This window comes from Millisia brevis NBRC 105863, from assembly GCF_001552615.1.
GTDB lineage: Bacteria > Actinomycetota > Actinomycetes > Mycobacteriales > Mycobacteriaceae > Millisia > Millisia brevis.
The window spans coordinates 109,417-135,645 of sequence record NZ_BCRN01000003.1 but is presented as its reverse complement, the minus strand read 5'-3'; the positions used below and the strand labels follow the sequence as shown (position 1 = coordinate 135,645).

Here is a 26,229-nt window from a genome sequence, read left to right as displayed (position 1 = left end):
CGAAAGGGATTCCCATGAGACTGCCCACCGTGGGCCGGCCGATTCACGCGGCTCTGGTCGGTGTACTCGGTGCCGCGATGGCGCTTGCCGGATGTGCGAGCGACTCGGCCGGCAGCGACGCCTCCACCACCGCCTCGGCGGCCGCGGACGGCGCCTTCCCGGCCACGATCGACACCGCCTACGGCGAGGTCACCGTCGACGAGAAGCCCGAGCGGATCGTGGTATTCACCGATTCCTACCTCGATCTGCTGGACATCCTCGGCGAGCGTCCGACCGCGTGGGCCGACGGTTACGGCGGCGAGGCGGCCTTCCTGGAGTGGAACCCGTGGTTGGCGGGTACCTACGACGAGCCGGGCGATCCGAATCTGCTGACCGCGGAGTACGCGCCGTCGGCCGAGGCGGTCGCGGCCCTGGATCCGGACTTGATCCTGACCGACGTGTGGAACGTCGATGAGCCGCTCTACCAGCAGCTCTCGCAGATCGCCCCGACCTATGTGGGCATCGACACCGATACCCAGACCTCGTGGCAGGACAATCTGAACGCGTTGGCGCTGCTGACCGGTCACGACCCGTCGATCGTCGCCGATACCGAGGCGAAGCTCGACGACACCTTCGCGGCCGCCGCCGATCGACTGCCGGGCCTGCGGGACAAGACCTTCCAGGTCCCGGTCTTCAACGGGACACCGCCGCAGCTGTACCTGTCCGAATACGGGAACGAGGCCATCGCGCGTCTCGGGCTCGTGCCGGGTAACGGCCAGCCCACCGACGGCGACGGTGGGCTCGAGGTGGCGCCGATCTCGCTCGAGAACATCGAACAGCTCGACGCGGATGTCGTCTTCGTCGCGGCCGCAGGCTCTCTCGGCGACGACGTCATCGACGAGTCGTTCGCCGCGCTGCGGGCCGATCCAAGACTGGCCGACCTGCCCGCCGAGCGCAACGGGGCCCTGCTCTACCTGACTTCCGCCCAGTGGCTCGCCGTCAACGGCGGTACCCCCGCCAGTTACACCTGGTGGCTCGACCAGGTGGTGCCGCAGTTGGAGCAGTCGGCACTCAACCGCAGCGGCGCCTGACGGAAAACCCGTCCGGTTACCGACCCGATTCGGTAACCGGACGGAGGTCAGGCGGTGGGCTCCGCCGACGTGATATCCGGGTGATCGGGCGGCAGCGGGAAGACCGCCGGCGTCCCGGTCACCGGGTCGGGGGCCACGACGCACCGCAGGTCGAAGACGTCCCGGACCAGGTCGGTGGTGATCACCTCGGCCGGCGCGCCGGTGGTGACGATGCGGCCGTCCTTCATGACGATCAGATGCGAGGCATACCGCGCGGCTTGGTTGAGGTCGTGCAGAACGGCCACCAGCGTCTTGCCCTGGCCGTGCAGCGAGCGCAGCAACTCGAGCAGCTCGTACTGGTGGGCGATGTCCAGGAAGGTGGTCGGCTCGTCGAGCAGCATGATCGGCGTCTGCTGAGCGAGCAGCATCGACAACCACACCCGCTGGCGCTGACCGCCGGACAGCTCGTCGACCAACCGGCCGGACAGCTCGGTCACGCGCGTGGCGGCGAGCGCGTCGGCGACCGCCTGCTCGTCGGAGGTCCGCCATTGCTGGAAGAGCGACTGGTAGGGGTGGCGCCCGCGCGAGACCAGGTCGGCGACGCGGATACCCTCGGGCGCCAGCGGGCTCTGCGGAAGCAGGCCCATCCGCCGGGCGACCTCCTTGGACTTGTAGCTGGTGATCTCCTTGCCGTCGAGGATGATCTCGCCGGTGCGCGGCTTCAGGGCCCGCGACAGAGCGCGCAGCAGCGTCGACTTGCCGCAGGCATTCGGTCCGAGGATCACGGTGAAGGAATTGGCGGGGATGTCGACGGTCAGCGCGTCGGAGATCACCCGGTCGTCGTAGCCGATGGTCGCGTTGTGCGCCGCCAGCCGGGAGGCCGGCTCCGACGTTCCGCCGGTCGCCGGTACGCCGCCGGGTGCGGATACCGCGGTGTTGTCGACGTCGGTCGAAGCAGCCATCCGTCGGGTCCTCTTCCTGGAGAGTGTCGGTATACCTGTCGGCCCGGCGGGTGAACGCCCGTAGGTGTCGGTCGGCCGATACTATCTTAGCCTCACCTAATATCTCTGCTGGTCGACGCCGTCGGTTCGCTCTAGAGTTGGGCCGAAATTCCGCATCTGCGTGTGTATAGTCCGCTCCGTGCCGCAACTGAGAATCCGCGAGGCCGCCGACGTCCTCGGCGTCAGCGACGACACGGTGCGCCGGTGGATCGACTCCGGTCGGGTCCTCGCGGAGCGCGATGCGAGCGGCCGCACCGTCGTCGACGGCGCCTCGCTGGCTCGGCACGCGGCGGCGGCCGCTCATCCGCCGGTCGATCACGTGCCCGGAACGAGTTCCGCGCGTAACCGTCTGGTGGGGCTGGTCACCAAGGTCACCGCCGATACCGTGATGGCGGAGGTCGAAATGCAGTGTGGCCCTTATACCGTCGTTTCCCTCATGAGCAGTGAATCCGCTCGTGCGCTCGAACCCGGGGCCGTGGCGGTCGCGGTTATCAAGGCAACCACCGTCATCGTCGAAACCCCGGGAGCACCCTCATGAATCTGCGCCGTTTTCCGCTGCTGATGATCGCCACCGCCGCGCTGGTGATCCCGGTCGCGTGTTCGTCCTCGGACAGCTCGTCCGATACCTCCTCGTCGGCGGAGACCTCGTCGGCGGCGAGCGATGTGACCGGCGAGCTGACCGTTTTCGCGGCGGCCTCGCTGCGGTCGACGTTCGAGGAGATCGGTCAGGACTTCACCGAGCAGTACCCGGACGCCACGGTGCGCTTCAGCTTCGGTGGCTCGTCGGACCTGGTCGCGCAGTTGACCTCCGGAGCCCCCGGCGATGTCTTCGCCTCCGCCGACGAGAACAACATGACCAAGGCGGTCGACGCCGGTCTGATCGAGGGCACCCCGGTCGACTTCGCCTCCAATACGCTGACCATCGTCACCCCGCCCGGTAACCCCGGCAACGTGCAGTCCTTCGCCGACCTGGCGAATCCCGATGTATCCGTGGTCATCTGCGCCCCGCCGGTGCCCTGCGGCGCGGCGACCAACCGTATCGAGGAGTCCACCGGGGTCGACATCACCCCGGTCAGCGAGGAGTCCTCGGTGACCGACGTGCTCGGCAAGATCACCTCCGGTCAGGCGGACGCCGGGCTGGTCTACGTCACCGATGCCACCGGCGCCGGCGACGCGGTCGACGTGGTGTCGTTCCCCGAGTCGTCGGAGGCGGTCAACGTCTACCCGATCGGTACCCTCGCCGACTCGTCCAACCAGGCTGCCGCGCAGGCGTTCGTCGACCTGGTGACCGGTTCGGTGGGCCAGGATGTGCTGGCGGAGGCCGGTTTCGCCCAGCCGTGAGGCTGTCGCGGATCGATCTGCCGTGGTGGGTCTACCTGCCCGCCACGCTCGGCATCCTGGTCGTGGTGTTGCCCCTGGCCGGGATGATCGGGGTCGTCGACTGGGCGCAGTTCCCGAGCCTGGTCACCAGCGAATCCTCGCGCACCGCAGCGCTGTTGAGCCTGCGGACCGCGGCGATCAGCACGGTGCTGTGCGTGATCTTCGGGGTACCGCTGGCGGTGGTGCTGGCGCGCGGATCGTTGCCGTTCCAGGGTTTCTGGCGGGCGCTGGTCCTGGTACCGCTCGTGGTGCCGCCGGTGGTCGGCGGCCTCGCCCTGCTCTACACCTTCGGGCGGATGGGGCTGATCGGCAGCCACCTCGACGCGATCGGCATCCGGATCGCCTTCTCGACGACCGCGGTGGTGTTGGCGCAGACCTTCGTATCCCTGCCCTTCCTGGTGATCAGCCTCGAAGGGGTACTGCGCAGTAGCGAACAGCGCTACGAGACGATCGCGGCGACCCTCGGCGCCGGGCCGACCACGGTGCTGCGCCGGATCACCCTGCCGCTGGTTATGCCGGGACTACTGTCCGGGGCGGTCCTGGCCTTCGCCCGGGCCCTCGGCGAGTTCGGCGCCACGCTGACCTTCGCCGGATCGCTGCAGGGCACCACCCGCACCATGCCGTTGGAGATCTACCTGCAGCGCGAGACCGACCCCGACGCGGCGATCGCGCTGTCGCTGGTGCTGATCGCGGTGGCGATCGCCGTCGTCGGGTTGACCCGACTGCCGAGCATGCGGGGACGGGTCGATGTCGCCTGAGGCGGCGCCGGACGCCCCCGAGGGCGTTGTCGCCGGCGACGAGGCGTCCGGACTGGTGCTGCGGGCGGAGCTGGCCGGCCGAAAGGTGCGCTACGACCTTGCCGTTCCCGCCGGGACCGTGCTCGCGGTGCTCGGACCGAACGGGGCAGGCAAATCGACGCTGCTCGACCTGATCGCCGGGGTGCTCGCCCCGACCGACGGCACGATCACCCTGGGCGGCCGGGTGCTCGCCGATGCCGGCGAGCGGCGACGGTTCGTCCCACCGCACCGTCGCCGGATCGTGCTGTTGGCCCAACGGGCACTGCTCTTTCCGCATCTGACCGTCCGCGACAACGTCGCCTTCGGTCCGCGCAGCACCGGCGCGGGCCGGTCCCGCGCCCGCGAGCAGGCCGAGCGCTGGCTCGGCGTCGTCGGCATGTCCGACTTCGCCGGACGGCGCCCCGACACCCTCTCCGGTGGGCAGGCCCAGCGCGTCGCGATCGCCCGGGCGCTCGCCGCCGACCCGCGGTTGCTGCTGCTCGACGAGCCGCTCAGCGCCCTCGACATCGATACCGCCCCGCAGATCCGCGGACTGCTGCGCACCGTGCTGCGGGATCCGGCCGCGCCGCGAACCGCCGTGGTCGTCACCCACGACCCCCTCGACGCGCTCGTGCTGGCCGATCGGGTGATCGTGGTCGAGGGCGGCGATATTCGACAGCAGGGCACCGTGCGGGAGGTTTTCGATTCCCCGCGCAGCCCCTTCATCGCACGGATGGTCGGCGGCAACCTGGTGGAGGGCGCCATCGAGGAGCCCGGCATCCTGCTGGCCGCCGAAGGTGTGCGGATCGCCGGCACCGGCACCCTGCCGGTCGGATCGCCGGCCCTGGCGATCTTCGACGCCTCCGCGGTCGCCCTGCACCTGCAGGCCGGCGCCGGCAGCGAGCGCAACGTCTTTCCCGGCATCATCACCGGCGTCGAACCCCGCGGGTCGGCGGTCCGGGTCACCGTCGAGCATCGCGGTCACGCGATCCGCGCCGACATCACCCTCGCCGCGGCGGCCGAACTGAAGCCGGCCCCCGGCGATGCGGTCGACGTCGCGATCAAGGCCCAGCAGGTCCGCCTGCACCCCGCCGGGTAGCGGCTCCGGCGGCCGCGGTCACGCCGACGGGTCGAGCGGGGGAGAGCCCTTATGCGGGGCGGCGGGCCCGGTGTCGTCGCACCGCGTCCCGGTTCGCGCAGCGCACCGAGCAGTACCGCTGCCGGCCGTTGCGGGTGACGTCGACGACGACCTGCCGACAGGGGTCGCCCTCGGTGCGGCCGGCGTGGCAGCGGCCGAGGCGGTGCATCCCGCGGGTGGTCAGATGCAGGGCGGTGCCCACACCGATCACCGCCAACAGCACGCGCGGCAGGGTCTGGTCGTTGTCGCGGTAGTGCAGATGCCAGCCCTCCCCGTCGTGATCGGTCAGCCGCGGGTAGGCCGCCGCGTCCCGCATCAGGATATTGAGCAGAGTGGCGCGCACCGTGTCGTCCGGGGCGTCGACCACCGCCAGCCAGCGATCGATCACCGCGCGCACCTGCGGGTGGTCGTCGGGGGTTCGGCGGAAGGGCATCGTCATGCCGAACTCGCGGGTGCGCTCCTCGATACCGTCCCGATCGGCGGGCCAGTCGTTGGCCAGCGACGCGGCCATCAGGACCGCATACTCTCCGTAAGGGTTGAGATGCATAAGGCCATTACATCATCCTCGATGTCATGCACACCTCGAATGACCGTTCCGACCTCGACCCCGCCCTCGATACCGACCTCGCCCCCCGCATCGCTCCGGCTCCGGCCCGCACGGGATCGGATGCCGCACCCGGCTGCGAGCACGCCTGGAGCGTCGAGTCCCGACACCGCACCTCGGAGGGCGTGCTGTCCTATGTGCGGTGCGTGCGCTGTGGCGATCGCCGGATCGACGTCACGCGGCCGGGTGGTGTGGTTCCGGTCGGGGTCTGTCGCCCGGTCGCCTCGCCCCACACCCGCGAGGTGAGCGGTACCGTCGAAGCGAGGCGGCCGGCCGCTTCGGTGCGGCGTCGCATGGCCCGCGTGTCGCGGCTATGGGTGCTTTCCTAGAATCGATTGGTGACCAGCTCAGCCGAAGCTCCCGAGAATGTGGCGCCCGAGAACGGTGTGCCCGATCCGTCGGCGCCCGAGAATCGGGCCGACGCCCTGCCCAAGTCCTGGAATCCGGCCGAGGTCGAGGCCGACGTATACCGGACCTGGGACGAGGCGGGCTACTTCCGCGCGGACGCACAGAGCAACAAGCCCAGCTACTCGATCGTCCTGCCGCCGCCGAACGTCACCGGCAGTCTGCATATGGGCCACGCCCTCGACCACACCCTGATGGACATCCTGTGTCGCCGCCGGCGCATGCAGGGCTACGAGGTGTTGTGGCTGCCGGGTATGGACCACGCCGGTATCGCCACCCAGTCGATCGTCGCCCGGCAGCTCGTCGAGGAGGGCACCTCCAAGGAGGAGATCGGCCGCGACGCCTTCATCGAGCGTGTCTGGGACTGGAAGGCTGAGTCCGGCGGGCAGATCACCGGACAGATGCGCCGCATCGGCGACAGCGTCGACTGGTCGCGGGAGCGCTTCACGATGGACGAGGGTCTCTCGCGCGCGGTGACCACCGTCTTCAAGATGCTCTACGAGGCCGGATTGATCTACCGCGCCGAGCGTTTGGTCAACTGGTCGCCGGTCCTGCGCACCGCGATCTCCGATATCGAGGTCAAGTACTCCGACGTCGAGGGGGAACTGGTCTCGCTGCGCTACGGCTCGCTCGACGACAACGAGCCGCACGTGATCGTCGCGACCACCCGGGTCGAGACGATGCTCGGCGATACCGCCGTCGCCGTGCACCCGGACGACGAGCGCTACCGCGCGCTGGTCGGCACCACGCTCGAGCATCCCTTCACCGGCCGGCAGATCCCGATCGTCGCCGACGATTACGTCGACCCGGAGTTCGGTACCGGCGCGGTCAAGATCACCCCCGCGCACGACCCGAACGACTTCGAACTCGGCCTGCGGCACAACCTGCCGATGCCGACGATCATGGACGAGTCCGGCCGAATCGCCGGTACCGGAACGCCGTTCGACGGTCTGGACCGCTTCGAGGCGCGGGTCAAGGTGCGCGAGGCGCTCGCCGAGCAGGGGCGCATCGTCAAGGAGATCCGTCCCTATCTGCACAGCGTCGGCCACTCGGACCGCAGCGGCGAGCCGATCGAGCCGCGGCTGAGCCTGCAGTGGTGGGTCAAGGTCGACACCCTGGCGAAGTTCGCGGGCGACGCCGTGCGCACCGGGCTGACCACCATCCACCCGGCAAGTCAGGAGCCGCGCTGGTTCGGCTGGGTCGACGATATGCACGACTGGTGCATCTCGCGCCAGCTGTGGTGGGGCCACCGGATTCCGATCTGGTACGGCCCGAACGGTGAGATCGCTTGTGTCGGACCGGACGAGACCGCACCGGAGGGCTGGGAGCAGGATCCCGACGTCCTCGACACCTGGTTCTCCTCGGGTCTGTGGCCGCTGTCGACGATGGGCTGGCCCGACCAGACCCCGGACCTCGAGAAGTTCTACTCGACCGACGTTCTGGTGACCGGCTACGACATCCTGTTCTTCTGGGTGGCCCGGATGATGATGTTCGGCACCTTCATCGCCGCCGAGAGCACCGAGCGCGCGCTGCCCGCGGTGCCGTTCCGGGATGTCTTCCTGCACGGGCTCGTTCGCGACGAAAACGGCGCGAAGATGAGCAAGTCCAAGGGCAACGGGATCGACCCGCTCGACTGGGTCGATCGTTTCGGCGCCGACGCGCTGCGGTTCACCCTGGCCCGCGGCGCCCAGCCGGGCGGCGACATCTCCGTCGGCGAGGACGCGGCCCAGGCGGCGCGCAACTTCGCCACCAAGCTGTTCAACGCCACCCGCTTCGCGCTGCTCAACGGTGCGACCGTCGGCGAATTGCCGCCGCGCAACGCGCTGACCGACGCCGACCGGTGGATCCTCGACCGGCTCGAGTCGGTGCGCGCCGAGGTCGACAACGCCTGGGATGCCTACGAATTCGGCAAGGCCTCCGAGGCGTTGTTCCACTACACCTGGGACGAGGTCTGCGACTGGTACCTCGAATTTGCCAAGGTGCAGGTGCGCGAAGGTAATGCGGCGAGTACCGGCATCGTGCTCGGAACCGTGCTCGATGCCTTGCTGCGCCTGCTGCACCCGACGATGCCCTTCGTCACCGAGGTGCTCTGGCGCACCCTCACCGGCGGCGAGTCGGTGATGATCGCGTCCTGGCCGACCGACAGCGGCATCGCCGCCGACCCGACCGCGGCGACCCACGTCGCCGACGCCCAGCGGGTGATCACCGAGATCCGCCGCTTCCGCAGCGACCAGGGGCTCGGGCCGGGTCAGAAGGTGCCCGCCGTGCTGGAGGGCATCGACGAAGCCGGGCTGACCGAGCAGTTGCCGGTGATCCGGTCGCTGGCCCGCCTCGAGGAGGCCGGCGACGGCTTCACCGAGTCGGCCTCGCTGGAGGTGCCGTTGACCGCCGGGACGATCACCGTGCGCATCGACACCTCGGGGACCGTCGACACCGCCGCCGAGATCGCCCGCTACAGCAAGGACCTCGCGGCCGCGGAGAAGGAGCTGGCCGGCACCACCGCCAAGCTCGGCAACGAGCAGTTCATGACCAAGGCCCCACAGCCGGTGCGCGACAAGATCGCCGCTCGGCAGGCGGCCGCCCAGCAGGACGTCGAGCGGCTCGAGAAGCGGCTGCGGCAGCTTCGGGCCGGCGGCCAAGCGGATGCGACGGTGGGCTCGGCGTGACGGACTCGCCGGTCGACATCGCCGAACTGACCCTGGTCGACGCCGAGCTCGACAAGCGGTGGCCGGAGACGAAGATCGAGCCGTCCCTGACCCGGATCACCGCGCTGCTCGACGTGCTCGGCTCGCCGCAGCAGTCGTACCCGGTGATCCACGTCGCCGGCACGAACGGCAAGACCTCGATCACCCGCATGATCGACGCCCTGCTGCGCGCCTTCCACCGGCGCACCGGCCGGTACACCAGCCCGCACCTGCAGGTGGTGACCGAGCGGATCGCCATCGACGGTGAACCGATCCCGCCGAGCACGTTCGTCGAGCTGTACCGGGAGATCGAGCCGTACGTCGAGATGATCGACGCCCGGTCGATCGAGGCCGGCGGGCCGGCGATGAGCAAGTTCGAGGTGCTCACCGCGATGGCCTATGCCGGTTTCGCGCAGGCGCCGGTCGACGTCGCGGTGGTCGAGGTCGGCCTGGGTGGCACCTGGGATGCGACCAACGTCGTGACCGCGCCGGTCGCGGTGATCGCCCCGATCGGCATGGACCACCGGGACTACCTCGGCGACGATCTGGCGACCATCGCGGGGGAGAAGGCCGGGATCATCCACCGCGCGGTCGAATCGCTCGATCCGATCGACACCGTCGCGATCATCGCCGAGCAGCCGCCCGAGGTCATGGACGTGCTGCTGCGGCGGGCGGTCGAGGTCGACGCCGCGGTCGCCCGCGAGGGCGGCGAGTTCGCGATCATCGAGCGGCGTGTCGCGGTCGGCGGTCAGCAGATCGACCTGCGCGGTCTCGGCGGCGAGTACACCGAGATCTTCCTGCCGCTGCACGGCGAGCACCAGGCGCGCAACGCGTCGATCGCCCTGGCGGCGGTCGAGGCCTTCTTCGGCGCCGGCGCCGGCAAACGCCTCGACGTCGACACCGTGCGCGCCGGATTCGCGGACGTCGCGGTACCCGGACGGCTCGAACGCCTCCGCTCGGCCCCGACGATCTTCATCGATTCCGCGCACAACCCGCACGGGGCGAAGGCCCTGGCCGCCGCGATGCAGTCGGAGTTCGACTTCCGCCGCCTGATCGGCGTGATCGCGGTGATGGCCGACAAGGACGTCTCCGGCATCCTCGAGGCGCTCGAACCGGTGCTGGACGAGGTCGTCGTCACCGAGAACGGATCGCCCCGCTCGATGCCGGTCGACGAACTGGCCGATCAGGCGATGAGCCGGTTCGGCGAGGAACGTGTCGCCACCGCCGCCACCCTCGCCGACGCGATCGAAAGCGCGATCGCGATCGCCGAGGACGGCGCGGGCGGAGACGGCGAACCGCTCTCCGGCGCCGGCGTCCTGATCACCGGGTCGGTTGTCACCGCCGGCCACGCGCGCACCCTTCTGGGAGGACAGCCCACATGACCGATACAGAACGTGCCCGCGGCGAGGTCGCCGACCACGACGGCGACCCGACCGATCCGATCGACCCGACCGACCCGGGTGCGGCGGATCAGCCGGAGTTGATCGACCCGTGGAAGGGGTTCCGCGGCGTCTGTGCCGCCACCCTCGTCCTCGAGGCGATCGTCGTGCTGCTGGCGCTGCCGGTGGTGGCGACGCTCGGCACCGGATTGTCGGTGGTCAGCGTCGGATTCCTGGTCACCGTCGCGGTGTTGATGCTGCTCGGCTCCGGCCTGCAGCGCCGCCCGTGGGCGCTGACCTACAACATCGCCCTGCAGATCATCCTGCTGCTCGGCGGGTTCTTCCACCCCGCGGTCATCGGGGTCGCCGTGGCCTTCGGTGCCGCGTGGTTCTACATCCTGCTGCTGCGTCGCAACCTCCGAAAGCGGATCGCGGACGGGCGGGCACCCGGTTTGCGGGACGCCTGAGGTCGCCCCGGGACCGCTCCATCGGCGCGTGTCGGACATGCCCTAGGCTCATCGGCGTGACAGAGCGCACCCTCGTATTGGTAAAGCCGGACGGCGTCGCCCGCGGACTCGTGGGCGAGGTGATCAGCCGGATCGAACGCAAGGGCCTGACCTTGGCGGCCCTGGAGTTGAAGACGGTCACGCAGGAACTGGCGGCGACCCACTATGCCGAGCACGACGGCAAGGCTTTCTTCCCCGACCTGCTCGCGTTCATCACCTCCGGCCCGGTGGTTGCGGCCGTGGTGGAGGGCCCCCGAGCGATCGCCGCCTTCCGGCAGTTGGCCGGCGGCACCGATCCGGTCGAGAAGGCCGCCCCGGGCTCGATCCGCGGCGATCTCGCCGTGGAGACCCAGAACAATCTCGTCCACGGTTCCGACAGTGTCGAGTCCGCGAAGCGGGAGATCGCCCTGTGGTTCCCGGAGATCGGCTGACACCGGTCGATCGGGCCACCCGGCCCCGATAATCGAACGCATGTTCACCTGTGGTCGGCGTCTCAACGTGAGGCGCCGACCACAACCTTTGGGTCACGGTCGTGCGGCTGGGGGCCGACGCGCCCGATGTGTGGGATGATGGTGGGCGGTGACTTCGTCGACCATCGGCCTCAGGGTCGGTCGACTCGAGTTATCGGATGATCATCCGGCGGCGTTTGTGGGCCATCGCCGGCGTCGTAGTGCGTCCGTATGCACTCGGCGTCGTGCTTGATGTGCCTGCTCGCGCCACGGATGTGACAGCCATCCAGCCAGGCGGAGAATCCAGGGCGCTCGACGCGCCGGGTGCAGCCGCAAGACCTTATTGGTCCCGCGTCCTCGGACGCCGGGACACCGACCGCGCCTCGTGTGGCCGCGTCATCCGCTCCGGCGGGTTGGCACGCGCCCGGGGCCCTAGGAGAGCATGTGGCCGATCATGAGCCGCCAAACACCGACAACACCACCGCAGACAGTTCCGCCGCATCGGCCGGCGTAGTCGACGCTGCCCCGACCACGGGCGAACCAACCGGAGGGTCGCCCGTGCAGTTGCCGGACCGTATTCGCGTCCACGCCCTGGCCAAGCTGCTCGGGGTGACCAGCAAGCAGGTCCTGGAGAAGCTGCAGGACCTGGGTAGTTCCGCGCGCAGCGCGTCCTCCTCCGTCGTGCGGACCGAGGCCGAGTCGGTCACCACCGCCCTGGCCCCGCCGCCGGTCGAGGAGACGCCGGCTGCCGTCGAGGAGACCCCGGAGGTGCCCGCACCGGAACCCGCCGAGGCCGAGTCGGTCGCCGTCGAACCTGCCGCCGTCGAGCCGGCTGTGGAACCTGCCGCCGACGAAACGGCTGTGGTCGAACCTGCCGCCGAGCCGGTTGCCGCCGAGATTTCGGCCGACCGGGCGCCCGTCGTCGATGACGCGACCCCCTTCGGCAGCGCGCTGGTCAGCGCGTTCTCCGACGAGGCTGCCAATGTGCACGCGTCCACCCCGCCGGTGGCCGCCGCCTTCGAGATGCCGCTGTTCCTCGCGCCGGCCGCCGCGCCGGAGGCCGAGGAAGCGGTCGAGGACACCTCGCGGACCCGCCGCCGGCGCGGCCGTCGCCAGGCCGGGGCGCCCGCGCCGGAGGACACCGTCGCCGACGTCACCGAGGACACCGCTGCCGCGGCTGCCCCCGTCGTGGGCCGGGTGTCCGACGACGAGACGGTCGCCGAGGACGTCGCCGACGAGTCGACCGACGATGCCGACAGCGACACCGACCTCGACGCTTCCGACGAGGCCGGCCGTGACGGCGAGGCCTCCGGGAATCGCCGCCGCCGTCGCGGACGCCGCGGTCGCGGACGTGGCCGCGGTGGTGACGCCGATCTCGCCGCCGATTCCGAGGGCAGTGATGCCGAGGGCGACGGGTCTACCGACACCGACGCCGAGGCCGTCGACACCGAGACCGAACAGTCGGCCCCGGAGGAATCCTCCGACGCGGACGACTCCGATGCGGACGGTGACTCCTCGACCAGCCGCCGGCGTCGTCGGCGGCGTCGTCGCGGTTCCGGCGACCCCGCCGAGGGCGTCGCCGAGACCGTCGACGATCCGCCCAACACCGTCGTGCACGAGCGGGAGCCGCGGCCTCGCTCCAAGCGCGACGAGGTGCAGGGCATCACCGGCTCCACCCGACTCGAGGCCAAGCGTCAGCGGCGCCGCGACGGTCGCGACGCCGGTCGCCGCCGCCCGCCGATCCTGAGCGAGGCGGAGTTCCTGGCCCGCCGCGAGGCGGTCGACCGGACGATGGTCGTGCGCGAGAAGATGCACCCCGATCACCGGACGCTCACCCAGGTCGCGGTGCTCGAGGACGGCGTCCTGGTCGAACACTTCGTCACCAGCACCGCGTCGGCGTCGATCGTCGGCAACGTCTACCTCGGCCGTGTGCAGAACGTGCTGCCGGGCATGGAGGCGGCCTTCGTCGACATCGGCCGCGGCCGCAATGGTGTCCTCTACGCCGGTGAGGTCGACTGGGACTCCGCCGGCCTCGGCGGCAACTCGCGGCGCATCGAGCAGGCCCTCAAGCCGGGTGATCAGGTTCTGGTGCAGGTCAGCAAGGATCCGGTCGGACACAAGGGTGCCCGACTGACCACGCAGATCTCACTGGCCGGTCGCTACCTGGTGTACGTGCCCAATGGCGGCTCCAGCGGCATCAGCCGCAAGCTGCCCGATACCGAACGCAAGCGCCTCAAGGAGGTGCTGCGCGATGTCGTGCCCGCCGACGCGGGCGTGATCATCCGCACCGCCTCGGAGGGCGTCAGCGCCGAAGAGCTTGCGCGCGACGTGGGCCGGCTGCAGACCGCCTGGGAGAACATCAAGAACCGGGCGGACAAGAAGGAGAACGGCTCCGGGCCGGTCTCCCTCTACGAGGAGCCCGACCTGCTGGTCAAGGTCGTACGCGACCTGTTCAACGAGGACTTCTCCAAGCTGGTCATCGAAGGTGACCGGTCCTGGTCCACCGTGCAGCAGTACATCGAGGCCGTGGCGCCCGACATGCTGCCGCGGGTGGAGCGCTACGAGCCGAGCACGCCGGATATCGACGTCTTCGACGTCTATCGCATCGACGAGCAGCTGGCCAAGGCGCTCGACCGCAAGGTGTGGCTGCCGTCGGGCGGCACCCTGGTGATCGACCGCACCGAGGCGATGACCGTCGTCGACGTCAACACCGGCAAGTTCACCGGGTCGGGCGGCAACCTCGAGGAGACGGTCACCCGCAACAACCTCGAAGCCGCCGAGGAGATCGTTCGGCAGCTGCGCCTGCGCGATGTCGGCGGCATGATCGTCGTCGACTTCATCGACATGGTGCTCGAGTCCAACCGCGACCTGGTGCTGCGTCGGCTCACCGAGGCGCTCGGCCGGGACCGTACCCGTCACCAGGTCTCCGAGGTCACCTCGCTCGGCCTGGTGCAGATGACCCGCAAGCGGCTGGGCACCGGCCTGGTCGAGGCGTTCTCGACGCCCTGCGAGCATTGCCACGGCCGTGGGCTCATCGTGCATCCGTTCCCGGTCGAAGCGGCGGGGGAGGAGCAGCGCAACAACTCCCGCAGCGAGCAGGCCCCGTCGTCGCGTCGCAAGCGTGGACGCAAGTCCGCGCAGGCGTCGGAGCCGGCCGAGCCGGTGACCGAGGCGGCGCCCCGCCGTCCGCATCCGGTCGCGTTGGCGATGGCTTCGCGCGATGTGCTCGCCGGCGACGAGGACGGTGCTCCCGCCGACGGCGTCATCGGTGACGGTGTCATCGCCGACGGTGCTGTGGCCGATGACGCTGCCGGCGAGGCCGTCGTGATCGATGCGGTCGCGGCCGATGTCGCCGTGCTCGACGAGAGCGGTGCCGACGTCGCGGTGGTCGAGATCGTCGCCGAGACCGACGACGCCGACGTCACCGACACGGTGGCAGATCCCGCGGACGCGGTCGTGGAGGCCGCCGAGACGGTCGAGGGCGCCACCGAGACGGCCGAGGCCGCGGTGGATGTCGAGGTCGCGATCGCCGAGCCGGCGGGCCTCAACGGGTCCGAGCCGGAGAGCACCGGCGGATCCCCGCAGGCGGACACACCGGCACTCACCGCCGAACCGGCTGCGGCCGAGCGGGCGGGCGATGCGGGGGAGTCGAGGACCGACGTGGTCGATGCCGAGACGCCCGAGGTCAACGGGGAGTCGAACGGATCGGTCGAACCCGAGCGTCGGTCCACGCGGACCCGGCGTGCGCGGCGGGCTTCGCGGCCCGCGGCGGCCAGTTCCGCGAGCGGAGCGGTCGTCGTGCTGCCGGATACCGCCACGTCGGCGCCGGCGGCGGTCGAGACGCACGCTCCGGCGACGATCGGCCCGGACGCACACGCAACAGTGCGATCGGATGCCTCGGCCCCGCCGAGGCAACGACGCCGTCGGGCGGCGGGTCGACCGGCCGGACCGCCGGTCGACGCACCGGCCGAGCCGGGGGCGGTTTGACCCGTCCGGCAGGCGTCCAGTAGCCTTGACCGGTCGCCTAGCGCGACATCTACTTCTTCCTGCCACGGCACGAGGCCCACGTGAGTCTCGCATTTGGCCGGTGGGATGGACCAGGCGCATCACAACGGATGCGCACCAGAACGAGCGAGACAAGCAAGGGGAAGCCCTCCGATGGCCACGTATGCGATCGTCAAGACCGGCGGCAAGCAGTACAAGGTCGCTGTTGGCGATCTTGTCCGTGTCGAGAAGATCGACAGCGAGCCGGGCAGCTCTGTGGAGCTGCAGCCGGTGCTGGTCGTCGACGGCGCGGACCTGACCTCCACGGCGGACAAGCTCGCCAACATCACCGTCACCGGTGAGGTTGTCGAGCACGTCAAGGGTCCGAAGATCCGGATCCACAAGTTCAAGAACAAGACCGGCTACCACAAGCGGCAGGGACATCGTCAGAAGCTGACCGTGCTGAAGGTCACCGGAATCAAGTAGGAGCTGCACGTACATGGCACACAAGAAGGGCGCGTCGAGTTCTCGTAACGGGCGCGATTCGAATTCCCAGCGGCTCGGCGTGAAGCGTTTCGGTGGCCAGACCGTTCGGGCCGGAGAGATCCTGGTCCGTCAGCGCGGCACCCACTTCCACCCGGGCGTGAACGTCGGCCGCGGTGGCGACGACACCCTGTTCGCCTTGGCCGCCGGCGCGGTCGAGTTCGGCAGCAAGCGCGGCCGCAAGACCGTCAACATTGTCGTTCCGGAGGCCGTCGAGGCCTGAGGTTCACAACGTCGAAGCGCTGACGTTCCTCCCGCTCGCGGGAGACGATGACACGCTTCCCGCAGGGGCGGACCAGGACATTCGATCCCGGTCCGCCCCTGTGGCGTTTGCCGGGTGTCGGCCGCGTCGAGCCGACACACCACCCCGCCCGGGCGGTTTCCGGCCCCGCCGGCTCCACCCGGCAGCATCGCCGCCCCCGTAGTACTCCGCAGTCCCGTAGTACCCCGCAGTCCCGTATCACCCGCAGCACCCCGCCCCAATGATTCACCCCGCGCGATACGTATCGCGTCAGTACCGAGGAGTCCACCGCCATGTCACGCTTCATCGACAGGGTCAACCTGAACGTGTCCGCGGGCAACGGCGGCCACGGCTGCGCCTCGGTCCACCGAGAGAAGTTCAAGCCCCTCGGCGGACCGGACGGCGGCAACGGTGGTCGCGGTGGTGACGTGATCCTCGAGGTCGATCCGGGTGTCCACACCCTGCTCGACTTCCACTTCCATCCCAACGCGAAGGCCACCAACGGCAAGCAGGGATCCGGCGGCAACCGGGACGGCGCCGTCGGCGGCGACCTGGTGTTGAAGGTTCCGGACGGCACCGTCGTGCTGGACGAGAAGGGTCGGATGCTCGCCGACATGGTCGGCACCGGTACCCGCTTCATCGCCGCCCAGGGTGGTCGCGGTGGGCTCGGCAACGCGTCGTTGGCCTCCCGGGCCCGCCGAGCGCCCGGCTTCGCGCTGCTCGGCGAGGACGGCGACAGTCGCTCTCTGGTCCTGGAGTTGAAGTCGGTCGCCGACGTCGGACTGGTCGGCTTCCCCAGCGCGGGCAAGTCGTCGCTGGTCTCGGTGATGTCGGCCGCGCGGCCCAAGATCGCCGACTACCCGTTCACCACCCTGCAGCCCAACCTCGGCGTCGTCTCCGCCGGCGAGACCACCTACACCGTCGCCGACGTGCCGGGCCTGATCCCCGGCGCCCACGAGGGCCGCGGCCTCGGCCTCGAGTTCCTGCGCCATATCGAGCGCTGCGCGGTGCTGGCCCACGTGATCGACTGCGCGACCCTCGAGCCCGGCCGCGATCCGCTCTCCGATATCGACGCGCTCGAACAGGAACTCGCCGCCTACCGGCCGACCCTCGACGCCGACACCGGCCTGGGCGACCTGGCCGACCGGGCGCGCGTGGTCGTGCTCAACAAGATCGACGTGCCCGAAGCCGCCGAACTCGCCGAGTTGGTGGCCGCGGACGTCGAGGCGCGCGGCTGGCCGGTCTACCGGGTATCCGCCGCCACCCGCGAGGGACTGCGAGCGCTGACCTTCGGCCTGGCCGCCGAGGTGCGCGCCTACCGTGAGGCGCATCCGGCCCCGGCCCCGCGCCGCCCGGTCATTCGCCCGATCACCGTCGACGACTCCTCGTCGTTCGAGGTGCGGCCCGATCCGGAACTGCAGGACGGTTTCGTGGTCACCGGTGTGCTGCCGGAGCGGTGGATCAAGCAGACCCAGTTCGACAACGACGAGGCCGTCGGCTACCTCGCCGACCGGCTCGCCCGGCTCGGGGTCGAGGACGCGCTCTTCGAGGCCGGCGCCGAACCCGGCGCGCCGGTGACGATCGGCAACGTCACCTTCGACTGGGAGCCGCAGACCCCGGCGGGCGGCCAGGTGCGCCTGACCGGTCGCGGTACCGACGTCCGGCTCGAGACGTCGGAACGGATCGGCGCGGCGCAGCGCAAGCGCGCCCGCAAGGCGCGCCGCGAGAACGATGAGGAAGGCGCCGAGCAGTGACCGCGACCGCCGGCCGCGGGCACACGGAACCTTCCGAACCGGCGGCCGATTCGTCCCACATGTCCACGGCCGATTCGCCCCACCTACCGACGGCCGGTTCGTCTCGTCCACCGACGGCCGGTTCGGCCGGCGATGACGCCGCATCGGTGCGCGCCCGGATCGCGGGGGCGCGCGCGATCGTCGTCAAGATCGGATCGTCGGGGCTGACCAGCCTGGCCGGCGGCATCGACATCGATCGCCTCGACCGGCTGGCCGCCGCGATCGAGGCGCGTATGCGAGCCGGAACCGACGTGGTCGTGGTCTCCTCCGGCGCCGTCGGCGCGGGCATGGCGCCGCTCGGCCTGAAGGCGCGGCCGAAGGACCTCGCGACGAAGCAGGCGGTCGCCAGTGTCGGACAGCTCGCCCTGGCGCACGCCTGGGGCACGTCGTTCGCACGATTCGATCGCACCGTCGGACAGGTGCTGCTGACCGCCGAGGACATCGCCCGGCGCTCCCAACACCGCAACGCGCAGCGCACCTTCGATCGGCTGCGCGCGATGGGCGCGGTCGCGGTGGTCAACGAGAACGACACCGTCGCGACCGCGGAACTGCGTTTCGGTGACAACGATCGACTCGCCGCCCTGGTCGCCCATCTCGTCGGCGCGGACGCCCTGGTGCTGCTGTCCGATATCGACGGCCTCTACAGCGGAGATCCGCGCAAGGACCCGTCGGCGCATCTGGTCGACTTCGTCGGTGGGCCCGAGGACCTCGACGGGGTGATCGCCGGCTCCGGCGGCGCGCTGGGCACCGGCGGGATGGCCTCGAAGCTGTCATCCGCCCGGCTGGCCGCCGACGGCGGGGTGCCGGTGCTGCTGGCCGCGGCGACCGAAGCCGACCGGGCCCTGTCGACCGCCGACGTCGGCACCGCCTTCGCCGCCCGGCCGCAGCGGTTGTCGGCGCGGAAATTCTGGGTGCGGCACGCCGCCGACACCACCGGAGCGTTGGTGCTCGACGACGGCGCGGTGCGCGCCATGCGCAAGCGCCGCTCGTTGCTCGCCGCCGGCGTCGTCGGCTCCGAGGGAGGGTTTCACAGCGGCGACGTGGTCGAACTGCGCAACCTCGGGGGCGAGGTGATCGCCCGCGGGGTGGTCGCCTACGACGACGAGGAGGTGGCGGGCATGCTCGGCCGCAGCACCGGTGACCTACCCGCCGATATGCATCGACCGGTGATCCACGCCGACGATCTTGTGCTGATCGGCTGACGTCATGGTCATTTCAACGGGAGTTCACTCCGGTTCGACGTGACAAGACTCACAGGAGCGAAGTCGGCGACCCGATTCCGTATCGCCCTGGCGCGGTTGGCTGTTGGTACTCCCGGCGGTATCGGGATCGGCGCCCGAAACACGCCTATGGCGACGACGGTAGGTGCAGTCCTTTCGGGCTGGGGCCGTCGTAGGGTTTCCGAACATCGTTGTTGACAGATTCGGACAAACCGCGCAGTATCCGCATGGTCAGGTGGGTCGGGGATCACTGGAGAGGGCTTCTTCATGCGCATGCGTACCCGTCGTTATGTGGCCGTCGCGATCATCGCCGCGGCCGCTGCCATCGGTTCACCCGCAGTGGCCGGCGCCGTCGCCGGTGCCGGCTCGAGCGGGTCGAGCGGGTTCGACATCACCGAGCTGCTGCAGCTGCTCAGCACCGGCTCCAGCACGATCCCGGACGGCAACGAGCCCGCCTGATTTCGGCGATCGGGGTGTCGGCGCGTCGGTGGCGACACCTTCGACGACGCGCCGAGCTTTCGTGACAGTGGGCCATTCACCCGTCCGGGTGGATGGCCCACTCGCATTTTCGATGTCGCTCCCGGCTTGGCCGCCTCGACGGCGCCGCCGCCCGCGCGGCCGGATCAGGCTGCGCCGTAGCGCAATGCGGTGCTCACCGTCAGCAGCACATCCGAGCACCCGGCGTTGATCCGGGTGGTGGCGATATCGTCCGCGCGGGTCGCGCCCCGATTGACGATGTGGATCGGCTTGCCCTGCCGGAAGGCGTGGCGCACAAAGCGCAGCCCCGACATCACGGTCAACGACGACCCGAGCACCACGACGCTGGTCGAGCGGTCGATCAGATCGAAGCAGCGGGCGACCCGCTCGGCCGGGACGCTCTCGCCGAAGTAGACGATGTCGGGTTTGAGGATGCCACCGCAGCGCGGACAGTCGATCATGCTGAAGTGCGAGGTATCGGTGATCACCGCATCGGCGTCGGGTGCCAACTCGACCATCCCGGGGTCGCGATAGTGCTCCGCGAATCCGGGGTTGAGCTCTTCGAGGATCTCGTCGAGGTGATGGCGCGACATCAAGGTGTCGCAGCTCAGGCAGCGGACCCGCCCGTAGACGCCGTGCAGGTCGATCACCGCGCGGCTGCCCGCCTTGGTGTGCAGCATGTCGACGTTCTGGGTGATCACGCCGGTGATCCGACCGGCTCGCTCCAGATCGGCGACCGCGCGATGCCCGTCGTTCGGGCGGGCGGAATCGAGGAACCGCCAGCCGACGTGATTGCGGGCCCAGTAGTGCCGCCGGAAGGCCGGATCGGAGATGAACTGCTGATAGGTCATCGGTGTGCGCGGCGGCGAGTCCGGTCCGCGATAGTCGGGGATGCCGGACTCGGTGGACATGCCCGCGCCGGTCAACACGGCGACCGATCCGGCGGCCAGCGCATCGCGCAGCCCGACGATCGAATCGCTGCGGGGTACATCGCCATCGGCGGTGGTGGGCGACGCGGTGATGGTGGTGGTGTTCGTGGAGCCGGGGGCCACGGGCGCCCGCCCCCTCCCTTTGGATGGGTAGTGATTCCCTTCCAGACTAACCGCGGTGCGCGCGGACGGCCCACTACATGCCGGCCGGCACGTGCTCCTCGGTGGGCGCCGGTGTGGTCGGCTGGTGGAAGGGGCGGATCGCCAGCAGATAGATCGGCACGATCACCGGCGAGAACAGCACGGTCAACACCAGTACCGGGCTCGAGATCCACACCGGAACGCCGCGCATGCGGGCATCGAGGAAGAGCCACCGACCGACCAGCAGGTCCCAGGCGATGATCTGCGCCCACAGGCCCGCCAACGCCTGCGGCGAGGTGACGTACTCCTGTAGCGCGGCGAGGTCCGGATTGACCACGAGTCGGGTGAAGTCCCCGAGGATCGGCACGATCAGGATCAGGCAGACGATCACCGTCGGCAGCACGATCAGCGGCGAGGCGATGATCCGGCGGGTGATGCCGGTGGTCGGCGTCAGGATCATCAGCAGCCAGAACGGCACGGCCACGTAGAAGGACAGTTGGAAGAGGAACTCGTTCATGCCGTCGGCACCGCCTTCTGATCGTGGGAGTCGTCGTCGTGCGAGCTGATGTCGGGGGCGCGGGTCAGGATCGCGGCGGCGGCGAGCGCCGTGGCCGCGAGGATCGCGCCGAGGACGCCGAGGGTGAGCGCGTCCGGCGCGACGATCGACTGCCCGCGCAACGCCTGCCAGACCACCAGGGTCAGCAGCGCCGCGTAGGTGGAACCGGCGACGACCACCAGGCGCGTCCGGGCGGTCTCGTCGCGCAGCACGGGCAGGCGGGGGACCAGCAGGAGCAGGGCGAGGGCGAACAACGGAAGCAGTTGGAGCGCGTGCATGCCGACGAAGTGTCCGATACGCAGGTCGCCGCCCTCGGTGCTCCACCCGAAGACCGGGATACCCGGTCCGCCGTCGGGCACGCCGACCGCATGGGCGCCGCTCATCGTCGGCAGTCCCTGCTCCTCGGCGGCGAGCTGGTCACCGCGCGGCGAGACCATCGTGCCGCCGAGGGCGAGCCCGATGATCGAGATGACGATGCCGAAGCGGATCGCGAGCGTGATCGACCGGTCGTCGCCCCGATCGCGCCACAGCAGGACCGACCACACCAGATTGGCCAGGAACAACACGATGATCATGACCGCCATGAACGACCAGACCAGGCCGTCGAACGTGGTCATGATGTTGAAGTGGCTGTGCCGGCCGCGGATCACCTGCAGCACGATCGCCACCAACTCGCCGACACCGGCGATGGCGACCACCGTTCCCATCCACCGATTGGCCGGGGTCCAGCCGCGGGCGCGGGAGATCAGCCACATCCACATCACGGTGTAGAGCAGGAACGACACGGCGAACTTGAAGGGCTTGGTCCAGATCGGCATGCCGCCGAGGACCCGGGGATCGACCGCCATCGCCACCAGGGCGAAGACCGCGAGGGCGAGGTTTCCCACGGCGAAGATCGCCAGCGGGCGGTGGGCGTGCCACATCTGCAGGAACAGCGATCTCAACCGTGCCATACTGCGACTCCGGGGGGTTGATGGATATCGGATAGTTCCGGTATCCATGTTAGGACCGACCGAAGGTGGTGGCAATGGCTGCGGCGATGCGCATGGCGGAACTGAGCAGCAAGTCCGGCGTGAGTGTGGCGTCGATCAAGCTCTATCTGCGCGAGGGTGTGCTGCCCGCGGGCCGACATACCAGCCCCAACCAGGCGTTCTACGACGATCATCATCTGCAGCGGCTCACGCTGATCCGGGCTCTGCGGGAGATCGCCGGTCTGCCCCTGGCGTCGATCCGCGCGATCGCGGCCAGCCTGGACAACCCGGAGACGGAACTGTTCGACACCCTGCGCACGATGCAGTCCGCGATCATCGACGTTCCCGAGAGCGCGCCCGACGATCATCTGCGGGCCGAAGCACGGCGGATGGTCGACGACGTGGTCGCCGAGCGCGGCTGGAAGGGCGCGTCCCCGCAGAATCCGTCGCGGTCGCTGGTCGAGGCGACGCTCGCGCGGATCCTGGCCGTCGGCGCCGATCCGGGTCTGTCCGAGCCGCTGCTCGACGCCTACGCGCGCGCGGCGGAGGTGGTCGCGGGCGCCGATCTGGCCGGGTTGCGCGATATCGCGGAGAACGACCGGATCATCGAGGTGGCCGTGATCTGGACCGTACTGGGCGACTCGCTATTGGCGGGGTTGCGCGGGATGGCGCACGAGGTGGTCTCCCGCCGCGAACTCATCGCGCCGCCCGAGCCGTGCGATACGCCGAACCTGCCGGCGGATCAGGCCGCCGCGGACGGCGGATAGCCCGATATCGGTGCGGGGGTGGCCGGTGTACCGCGGCGGGCCGCGCGCACCCGGCGGAAGCCCTTCCACGCGAACCAGCCGCCGATGCCCACGATGATCGGCACCAGGATCGGGGCGAGGAAGGCGATCAGGGTCATCACGAACGAGGCGATGTCCTCGATGGTCGACACCACCGGGTTGCCCAGTCCGCCGGTGGTCGCCGTACTGACCGCCCGGGTTCCCGCCTGGGCGCCGCCGAAGGCCAGCGCGGTCGGCGCGCCGACCACCAGTCCCGCGATCGCCGCGGTCGACGGATCGACCGAGCTGAACACCGAGCCGGCAGCGACCATCGCCGCGATCGGCTTGGTCACCGTGCCCGCGGTCGACAGGAAGTTGTCGACGACGGGGATCTTGTCGGCGGCCAATTCCACGACGGTGGCCACCGACAGCGCCACCAGGGCGCCGGTCGATCCCACCCAGGCGAACGATTCGTTCAGAACCGTGCCGAGCAGCTCGAAGTGCGCGGCGGCACTGAGCATCAGCAGCGGCAGGAAAGTGCGCAGTCCGGTCGCCGCGGCCAGTCCGAGGCCGAGCAGCGCAGGCCACACCCAAACGTCCATACCGGCGATTCTAGAACCGCCCGGGTGGTGCGTAGGGAGATCGTTATACGTCGATGTCGTGCTCGTTATCGACGGTTCGGCCGGTCAGAAGCGGTGATCGCCGACGCCGTACCAGCCGCGGGCGGCGGCGCGCATCGATTCGGGCAGATAGGTATAGGCGACCGGTTCGGCGCCGGCGGCGCGGGCCGCGGACTCGAGCACATCGCGCAGACGCCAGACCAGGGCGGGGTCGGTGCCCGGCGCGACCGCCAGGGCCGAGCGGATCTCGGCGGGCGGCAGGTTCAGCCGCACGGCCAGATCGTCGATCCCGATACCGGACAGCTCCATATTCGCGCGCAACTGGTCACCGGTTACGCGTCGTTGTGTCGCATTCAGGGACATGTCACTCCCATCGCGTGCTTCACGCCCGTGCACCCGGGCCGCGGGCGGCGAGACCGTTGCCGCGCCTGATTCCGGTCTACACCCGTTCGACCTCAGCCCGCGGCGGCGATCGCCAGCGGCAGCACCGCGGGGGCGCCGGCCCGGCGCAGGAGGCGACCGGCGACCGTGGCGGTCCAGCCGGTATCCCACAGCGCGTCGACCATCAGGATCGGGCCGGCGGAGGACACCCCGCCATGGGACATCGGGTCGGGGGCGATCAGATCGTCGAGCAGGGCGGCGACCCGGTGTGCGGAGTTGGCGGCGGTGATCGTGCCGGAGCGTCGATGCAGCGGCTCGAGCAGCTCCAACCGCCCCACCCGGGCCAACGCCTCCGCGAGCCCGCGCACCAGCAGCGGGCGATCCGGGTTGTCGATCGCCAGCACCGCGGTCGGCCGGGTGTCCCAGTTCCAGGCGGCCAGCACCCGAATCGCCGCCTGCACGAGCTGATCGTCCGGCGGCGCGTCCGGGCCGTCGAGGGCGGCGCGCAGCCGAGCTCCCCACACCGGATCGGTCAACCGGCCGATCGCGCGGCCGGCGTCCGGACCGTCCGGGATCTTCCCGGCCAGGTCGACCCCGATGGTGCGCAGGCCGGTCGGCCACTGCCGGCGCGGCGCCAGCTCGACACCGGGCCGGTCGAGGATCGCGCGGGCACGGGCCACCGCGTCGTCGGAAACCGCGATCGTCGTGGTCGTACCGGTGCACACATCGCAGCGCCCGCAGGCCGCCGCGGCCGCATCGTCGGGCAGGGTCGGGTCGTCGAGTTGGCGGCGCAGGAACGCCATCCGGCAGGCGCCGAGCTCCTGGTAGAGCCGCATCGCCTGTTCCTCGGCGCGGCGGGCGTCGGCCAACCCCTCGTAGCGGCGGGTGTCGTACTCCCACGGCATACCGGTCGCCAGCCAGCCGCCGCGGACCCGGCGGACCGCCCCGTCGACATCGAGCACCTTGAGCACCATCTCCAGGCGGGTGCGGTTCAGGTCGACCAGCGGTTCGATCGCCGCCGTCGAGCGCGGCGCCTCGGTGTCGAGCGCGTCGAGCACCCGGCGCACCACCTGCTCGCGGGGGAAGGCCACCGACGCGAAGTACCGCCAGATCGCCTCGTCCTCGGCGCCGGGCAGCAGGGCGACCTCCGCGCGCTCGGTCGCGCGGCCGGCGCGGCCGATCTGCTGGTAGTAGGCGATCGGCGAGGACGGCGCCCCGAGGTGGACGACAAACGCCAGATCCGGCTTGTCGAATCCCATGCCGAGCGCGGAGGTCGCCACCAGGGCCTTGACCCGGTTGGCCAGCAGGTCCGCCTCGGCGCTCTCGCGTTCGGCGGCCTCGGTGCGGCCGGTATAGGCCAATACGTCGAGCCCGCGCTCCCGCAGGGCCTCGGCGACGTCGTGGGCGGCGGCGACCGTCAGCGCGTAGACGATGCCCGAGCCCTCGACCCGCTCGAGATAGTCGGCCAGCCAGGCGATCCGGGCCACCGGGTCGACGATCCGCACCACCGACAGATGCAGCGATTCGCGATCGAGCCCGCCGCGCAGCACGGTCGGCTCGTCGCTGCCGGCGAGCTGCTCGCGCACGTCGGCGACCACCCGGTCGTTGGCGGTGGCGGTGGTGGCCAGCACCGGGATATCGGTGCTCAGCTCCGCGATCAGCGTGCGGATGCGGCGATAGTCCGGCCGGAAATCGTGACCCCAGTCGGAGACGCAGTGCGCCTCGTCGATCACGACCATGCCGGCGTCGCGGGCGAGCTCGGGCAGCACCTGATCGCGGAAGTCCGGGTTGTTGAGGCGCTCCGGGCTGACCAGCAGCACGTCGACCACGCCGGCGGCGATGTCCGCGTGGATCGACGCCCACTCGGTGACATTGGTCGAGTTCAGCGTCACCGCCCGCACCCCGGCCCGTTCGGCGGCGGCGACCTGGTTGCGCATCAACGCCAGCAGCGGCGAGATGATCACCGTCGGCCCGGCGCCCTGTTCGCGCAGCAGCATCGCGGAGATGAAGTAGACCGCCGACTTGCCCCAGCCGGTGCGCTGCACCACCAGCACCCGTCGCCGTTCGACCACCAATGCCTCGATCGCCGTCCACTGATCCTCGCGCAGGCGCGCGGCGGGGCCGGCCAACTCGCGCAGCAATTCCTCGGCACGGTCACGGGGCGGCGCGATCGACTCGGTCACACGTTCGAACCTACTCGGGTGGTCCGACGCCCGATCGGGTCGCCGAGCCGATCGG

25 protein-coding genes are annotated in these 26,229 nt (G+C 70.2%); 17 read left to right on the top strand and 8 right to left on the bottom strand.

The genetic code is table 11. The features are described 5' to 3' along the window. Nucleotides 1-14 precede the first annotated feature (14 nt). Nucleotides 15-1,070 (top strand): ABC transporter substrate-binding protein, encoded by a 1,056-nt coding sequence (locus tag MB1_RS05470; RefSeq protein ID WP_066904597.1) that lies wholly within the window; start codon nucleotides 15-17, stop codon nucleotides 1,068-1,070. Between the two features lie 47 nt (nucleotides 1,071-1,117). Here the strand turns inward: MB1_RS05470 and MB1_RS05465 are convergent, their stop codons facing one another. Beyond that, the gene (locus tag MB1_RS05465; protein WP_084350956.1) at nucleotides 1,118-2,011 is read right to left on the bottom strand and encodes an ABC transporter ATP-binding protein; all 894 of its coding nucleotides are present in this window, start codon (nucleotides 2,009-2,011) and stop codon (nucleotides 1,118-1,120) included. Nucleotides 2,012-2,189: 178 nt separating this feature from the next. On the opposite strand from MB1_RS05465, the gene MB1_RS05460 reads away from it, so the two are divergent. From MB1_RS05460 to MB1_RS05445, 4 genes are read left to right on the top strand one after another with little or no spacing between them, the layout of a single operon-like run. Beyond that, a complete protein-coding gene (locus MB1_RS05460; protein ID WP_066904594.1) occupies nucleotides 2,190-2,588 on the top strand; it encodes a TOBE domain-containing protein in 399 nt (132 codons plus the stop codon). After that, nucleotides 2,585-3,391 (top strand): molybdate ABC transporter substrate-binding protein, encoded by an 807-nt coding sequence (gene modA / locus MB1_RS05455; protein WP_066904591.1) that lies wholly within the window; start codon nucleotides 2,585-2,587, stop codon nucleotides 3,389-3,391. The genes MB1_RS05460 and modA overlap by 4 nt, the downstream gene beginning before the upstream one ends. Next, nucleotides 3,388-4,188 (top strand): ABC transporter permease, encoded by an 801-nt coding sequence (locus MB1_RS05450; protein ID WP_439646922.1) that lies wholly within the window; start codon nucleotides 3,388-3,390, stop codon nucleotides 4,186-4,188. The genes modA and MB1_RS05450 overlap by 4 nt, the downstream gene beginning before the upstream one ends. Continuing rightward, a complete protein-coding gene (locus MB1_RS05445; protein WP_066904588.1) occupies nucleotides 4,178-5,305 on the top strand; it encodes an ABC transporter ATP-binding protein in 1,128 nt (375 codons plus the stop codon). Before MB1_RS05450 ends, MB1_RS05445 begins: the two co-directional genes overlap by 11 nt. 49 nt (nucleotides 5,306-5,354) lie before the next feature. Here the strand turns inward: MB1_RS05445 and MB1_RS05440 are convergent, their stop codons facing one another. Further along, entirely contained in the window at nucleotides 5,355-5,891 is a 537-nt protein-coding gene (locus tag MB1_RS05440; protein ID WP_066904586.1) for a CGNR zinc finger domain-containing protein, read from the bottom strand. A gap of 26 nt (nucleotides 5,892-5,917) precedes the next feature. Here MB1_RS05440 and MB1_RS05435 point away from each other — a divergent pair, with 26 nt between their 5' ends. The 11 genes from MB1_RS05435 (at nucleotide 5,918) to MB1_RS25560 (ending at nucleotide 19,611) form a co-directional block, all read left to right on the top strand. Continuing rightward, nucleotides 5,918-6,277 (top strand): hypothetical protein, encoded by a 360-nt coding sequence (locus MB1_RS05435; RefSeq protein WP_066904584.1) that lies wholly within the window; start codon nucleotides 5,918-5,920, stop codon nucleotides 6,275-6,277. 57 nt (nucleotides 6,278-6,334) lie between these two features. After that, on the top strand, nucleotides 6,335-9,019 hold the full coding sequence (locus MB1_RS05430; RefSeq protein ID WP_066904986.1) for a valine--tRNA ligase: 2,685 nt from the start codon (nucleotides 6,335-6,337) through the stop codon (nucleotides 9,017-9,019). After that, nucleotides 9,016-10,419 carry a bifunctional tetrahydrofolate synthase/dihydrofolate synthase gene (folC, locus tag MB1_RS05425; RefSeq protein ID WP_066904582.1) on the top strand — a complete coding sequence of 468 codons (1,404 nt, stop codon included), beginning with the start codon at nucleotides 9,016-9,018 and terminating at the stop codon, nucleotides 10,417-10,419. Before MB1_RS05430 ends, folC begins: the two co-directional genes overlap by 4 nt. Beyond that, nucleotides 10,416-10,883 carry a DUF4233 domain-containing protein gene (locus MB1_RS05420; RefSeq protein ID WP_084350954.1) on the top strand — a complete coding sequence of 156 codons (468 nt, stop codon included), beginning with the start codon at nucleotides 10,416-10,418 and terminating at the stop codon, nucleotides 10,881-10,883. The genes folC and MB1_RS05420 overlap by 4 nt, the downstream gene beginning before the upstream one ends. Before the next feature lie 56 nt (nucleotides 10,884-10,939). Next, on the top strand, nucleotides 10,940-11,353 hold the full coding sequence (gene ndk, locus MB1_RS05415) for a nucleoside-diphosphate kinase (RefSeq protein WP_066904580.1): 414 nt from the start codon (nucleotides 10,940-10,942) through the stop codon (nucleotides 11,351-11,353). A gap of 576 nt (nucleotides 11,354-11,929) precedes the next feature. After that, a complete protein-coding gene (locus MB1_RS05410; RefSeq protein ID WP_066904577.1) occupies nucleotides 11,930-15,358 on the top strand; it encodes a translation initiation factor IF-2 N-terminal domain-containing protein in 3,429 nt (1,142 codons plus the stop codon). A gap of 171 nt (nucleotides 15,359-15,529) precedes the next feature. Further along, nucleotides 15,530-15,841 carry a 50S ribosomal protein L21 gene (gene rplU, locus MB1_RS05405; RefSeq protein ID WP_066904574.1) on the top strand — a complete coding sequence of 104 codons (312 nt, stop codon included), beginning with the start codon at nucleotides 15,530-15,532 and terminating at the stop codon, nucleotides 15,839-15,841. A gap of 13 nt (nucleotides 15,842-15,854) precedes the next feature. Then, nucleotides 15,855-16,121: a 50S ribosomal protein L27 gene (gene rpmA, locus MB1_RS05400; protein WP_066904571.1), complete on the top strand. Its 267-nt coding sequence runs from the start codon at nucleotides 15,855-15,857 to the stop codon at nucleotides 16,119-16,121. Between the two features lie 311 nt (nucleotides 16,122-16,432). Continuing rightward, entirely contained in the window at nucleotides 16,433-17,893 is a 1,461-nt protein-coding gene (gene obgE / locus MB1_RS05395) for a GTPase ObgE (protein WP_066904568.1), read from the top strand. A gap of 146 nt (nucleotides 17,894-18,039) precedes the next feature. Next, the gene (proB, locus tag MB1_RS05390) at nucleotides 18,040-19,134 is read left to right on the top strand and encodes a glutamate 5-kinase (RefSeq protein WP_066904982.1); all 1,095 of its coding nucleotides are present in this window, start codon (nucleotides 18,040-18,042) and stop codon (nucleotides 19,132-19,134) included. A gap of 285 nt (nucleotides 19,135-19,419) precedes the next feature. Continuing rightward, nucleotides 19,420-19,611: a hypothetical protein gene (locus tag MB1_RS25560; RefSeq protein WP_157083919.1), complete on the top strand. Its 192-nt coding sequence runs from the start codon at nucleotides 19,420-19,422 to the stop codon at nucleotides 19,609-19,611. 164 nt (nucleotides 19,612-19,775) lie between these two features. On the opposite strand, the gene MB1_RS05385 is transcribed toward MB1_RS25560, so the two are convergent. From MB1_RS05385 to MB1_RS05375, 3 genes are all read right to left on the bottom strand, one after another. After that, nucleotides 19,776-20,651: a Sir2 family NAD-dependent protein deacetylase gene (locus MB1_RS05385; protein WP_066904980.1), complete on the bottom strand. Its 876-nt coding sequence runs from the start codon at nucleotides 20,649-20,651 to the stop codon at nucleotides 19,776-19,778. Nucleotides 20,652-20,754: 103 nt separating this feature from the next. Further along, nucleotides 20,755-21,216, bottom strand: coding sequence for an ABA4-like family protein (locus MB1_RS05380; protein ID WP_066904566.1), 462 nt, complete (start codon nucleotides 21,214-21,216; stop codon nucleotides 20,755-20,757). Continuing rightward, on the bottom strand, nucleotides 21,213-22,208 hold the full coding sequence (locus tag MB1_RS05375) for a hypothetical protein (RefSeq protein ID WP_218000190.1): 996 nt from the start codon (nucleotides 22,206-22,208) through the stop codon (nucleotides 21,213-21,215). The genes MB1_RS05380 and MB1_RS05375 overlap by 4 nt, the downstream gene beginning before the upstream one ends. Before the next feature lie 74 nt (nucleotides 22,209-22,282). Between MB1_RS05375 and MB1_RS05370 the strand changes: the two genes are divergently transcribed. Further along, the gene (locus MB1_RS05370; RefSeq protein ID WP_066904563.1) at nucleotides 22,283-22,993 is read left to right on the top strand and encodes a MerR family transcriptional regulator; all 711 of its coding nucleotides are present in this window, start codon (nucleotides 22,283-22,285) and stop codon (nucleotides 22,991-22,993) included. Here MB1_RS05370 and MB1_RS05365 read toward each other — a convergent pair. The 3 genes from MB1_RS05365 to MB1_RS05355 all read right to left on the bottom strand — a co-directional run bounded on the left by MB1_RS05365 (nucleotide 22,969) and on the right by MB1_RS05355 (nucleotide 26,174). After that, complete coding sequence (locus tag MB1_RS05365; protein ID WP_066904560.1) at nucleotides 22,969-23,592, bottom strand: DUF4126 domain-containing protein; 624 nt, start codon at nucleotides 23,590-23,592, stop codon at nucleotides 22,969-22,971. The genes MB1_RS05370 and MB1_RS05365 overlap by 25 nt on opposite strands. Nucleotides 23,593-23,676: 84 nt before the next feature. Beyond that, nucleotides 23,677-23,973 (bottom strand): DUF2316 family protein, encoded by a 297-nt coding sequence (locus MB1_RS05360; RefSeq protein WP_084350950.1) that lies wholly within the window; start codon nucleotides 23,971-23,973, stop codon nucleotides 23,677-23,679. 92 nt (nucleotides 23,974-24,065) lie between these two features. Then, nucleotides 24,066-26,174 (bottom strand): RecQ family ATP-dependent DNA helicase, encoded by a 2,109-nt coding sequence (locus tag MB1_RS05355; RefSeq protein WP_066904554.1) that lies wholly within the window; start codon nucleotides 26,172-26,174, stop codon nucleotides 24,066-24,068. Nucleotides 26,175-26,229: the final 55 nt, after the last annotated feature.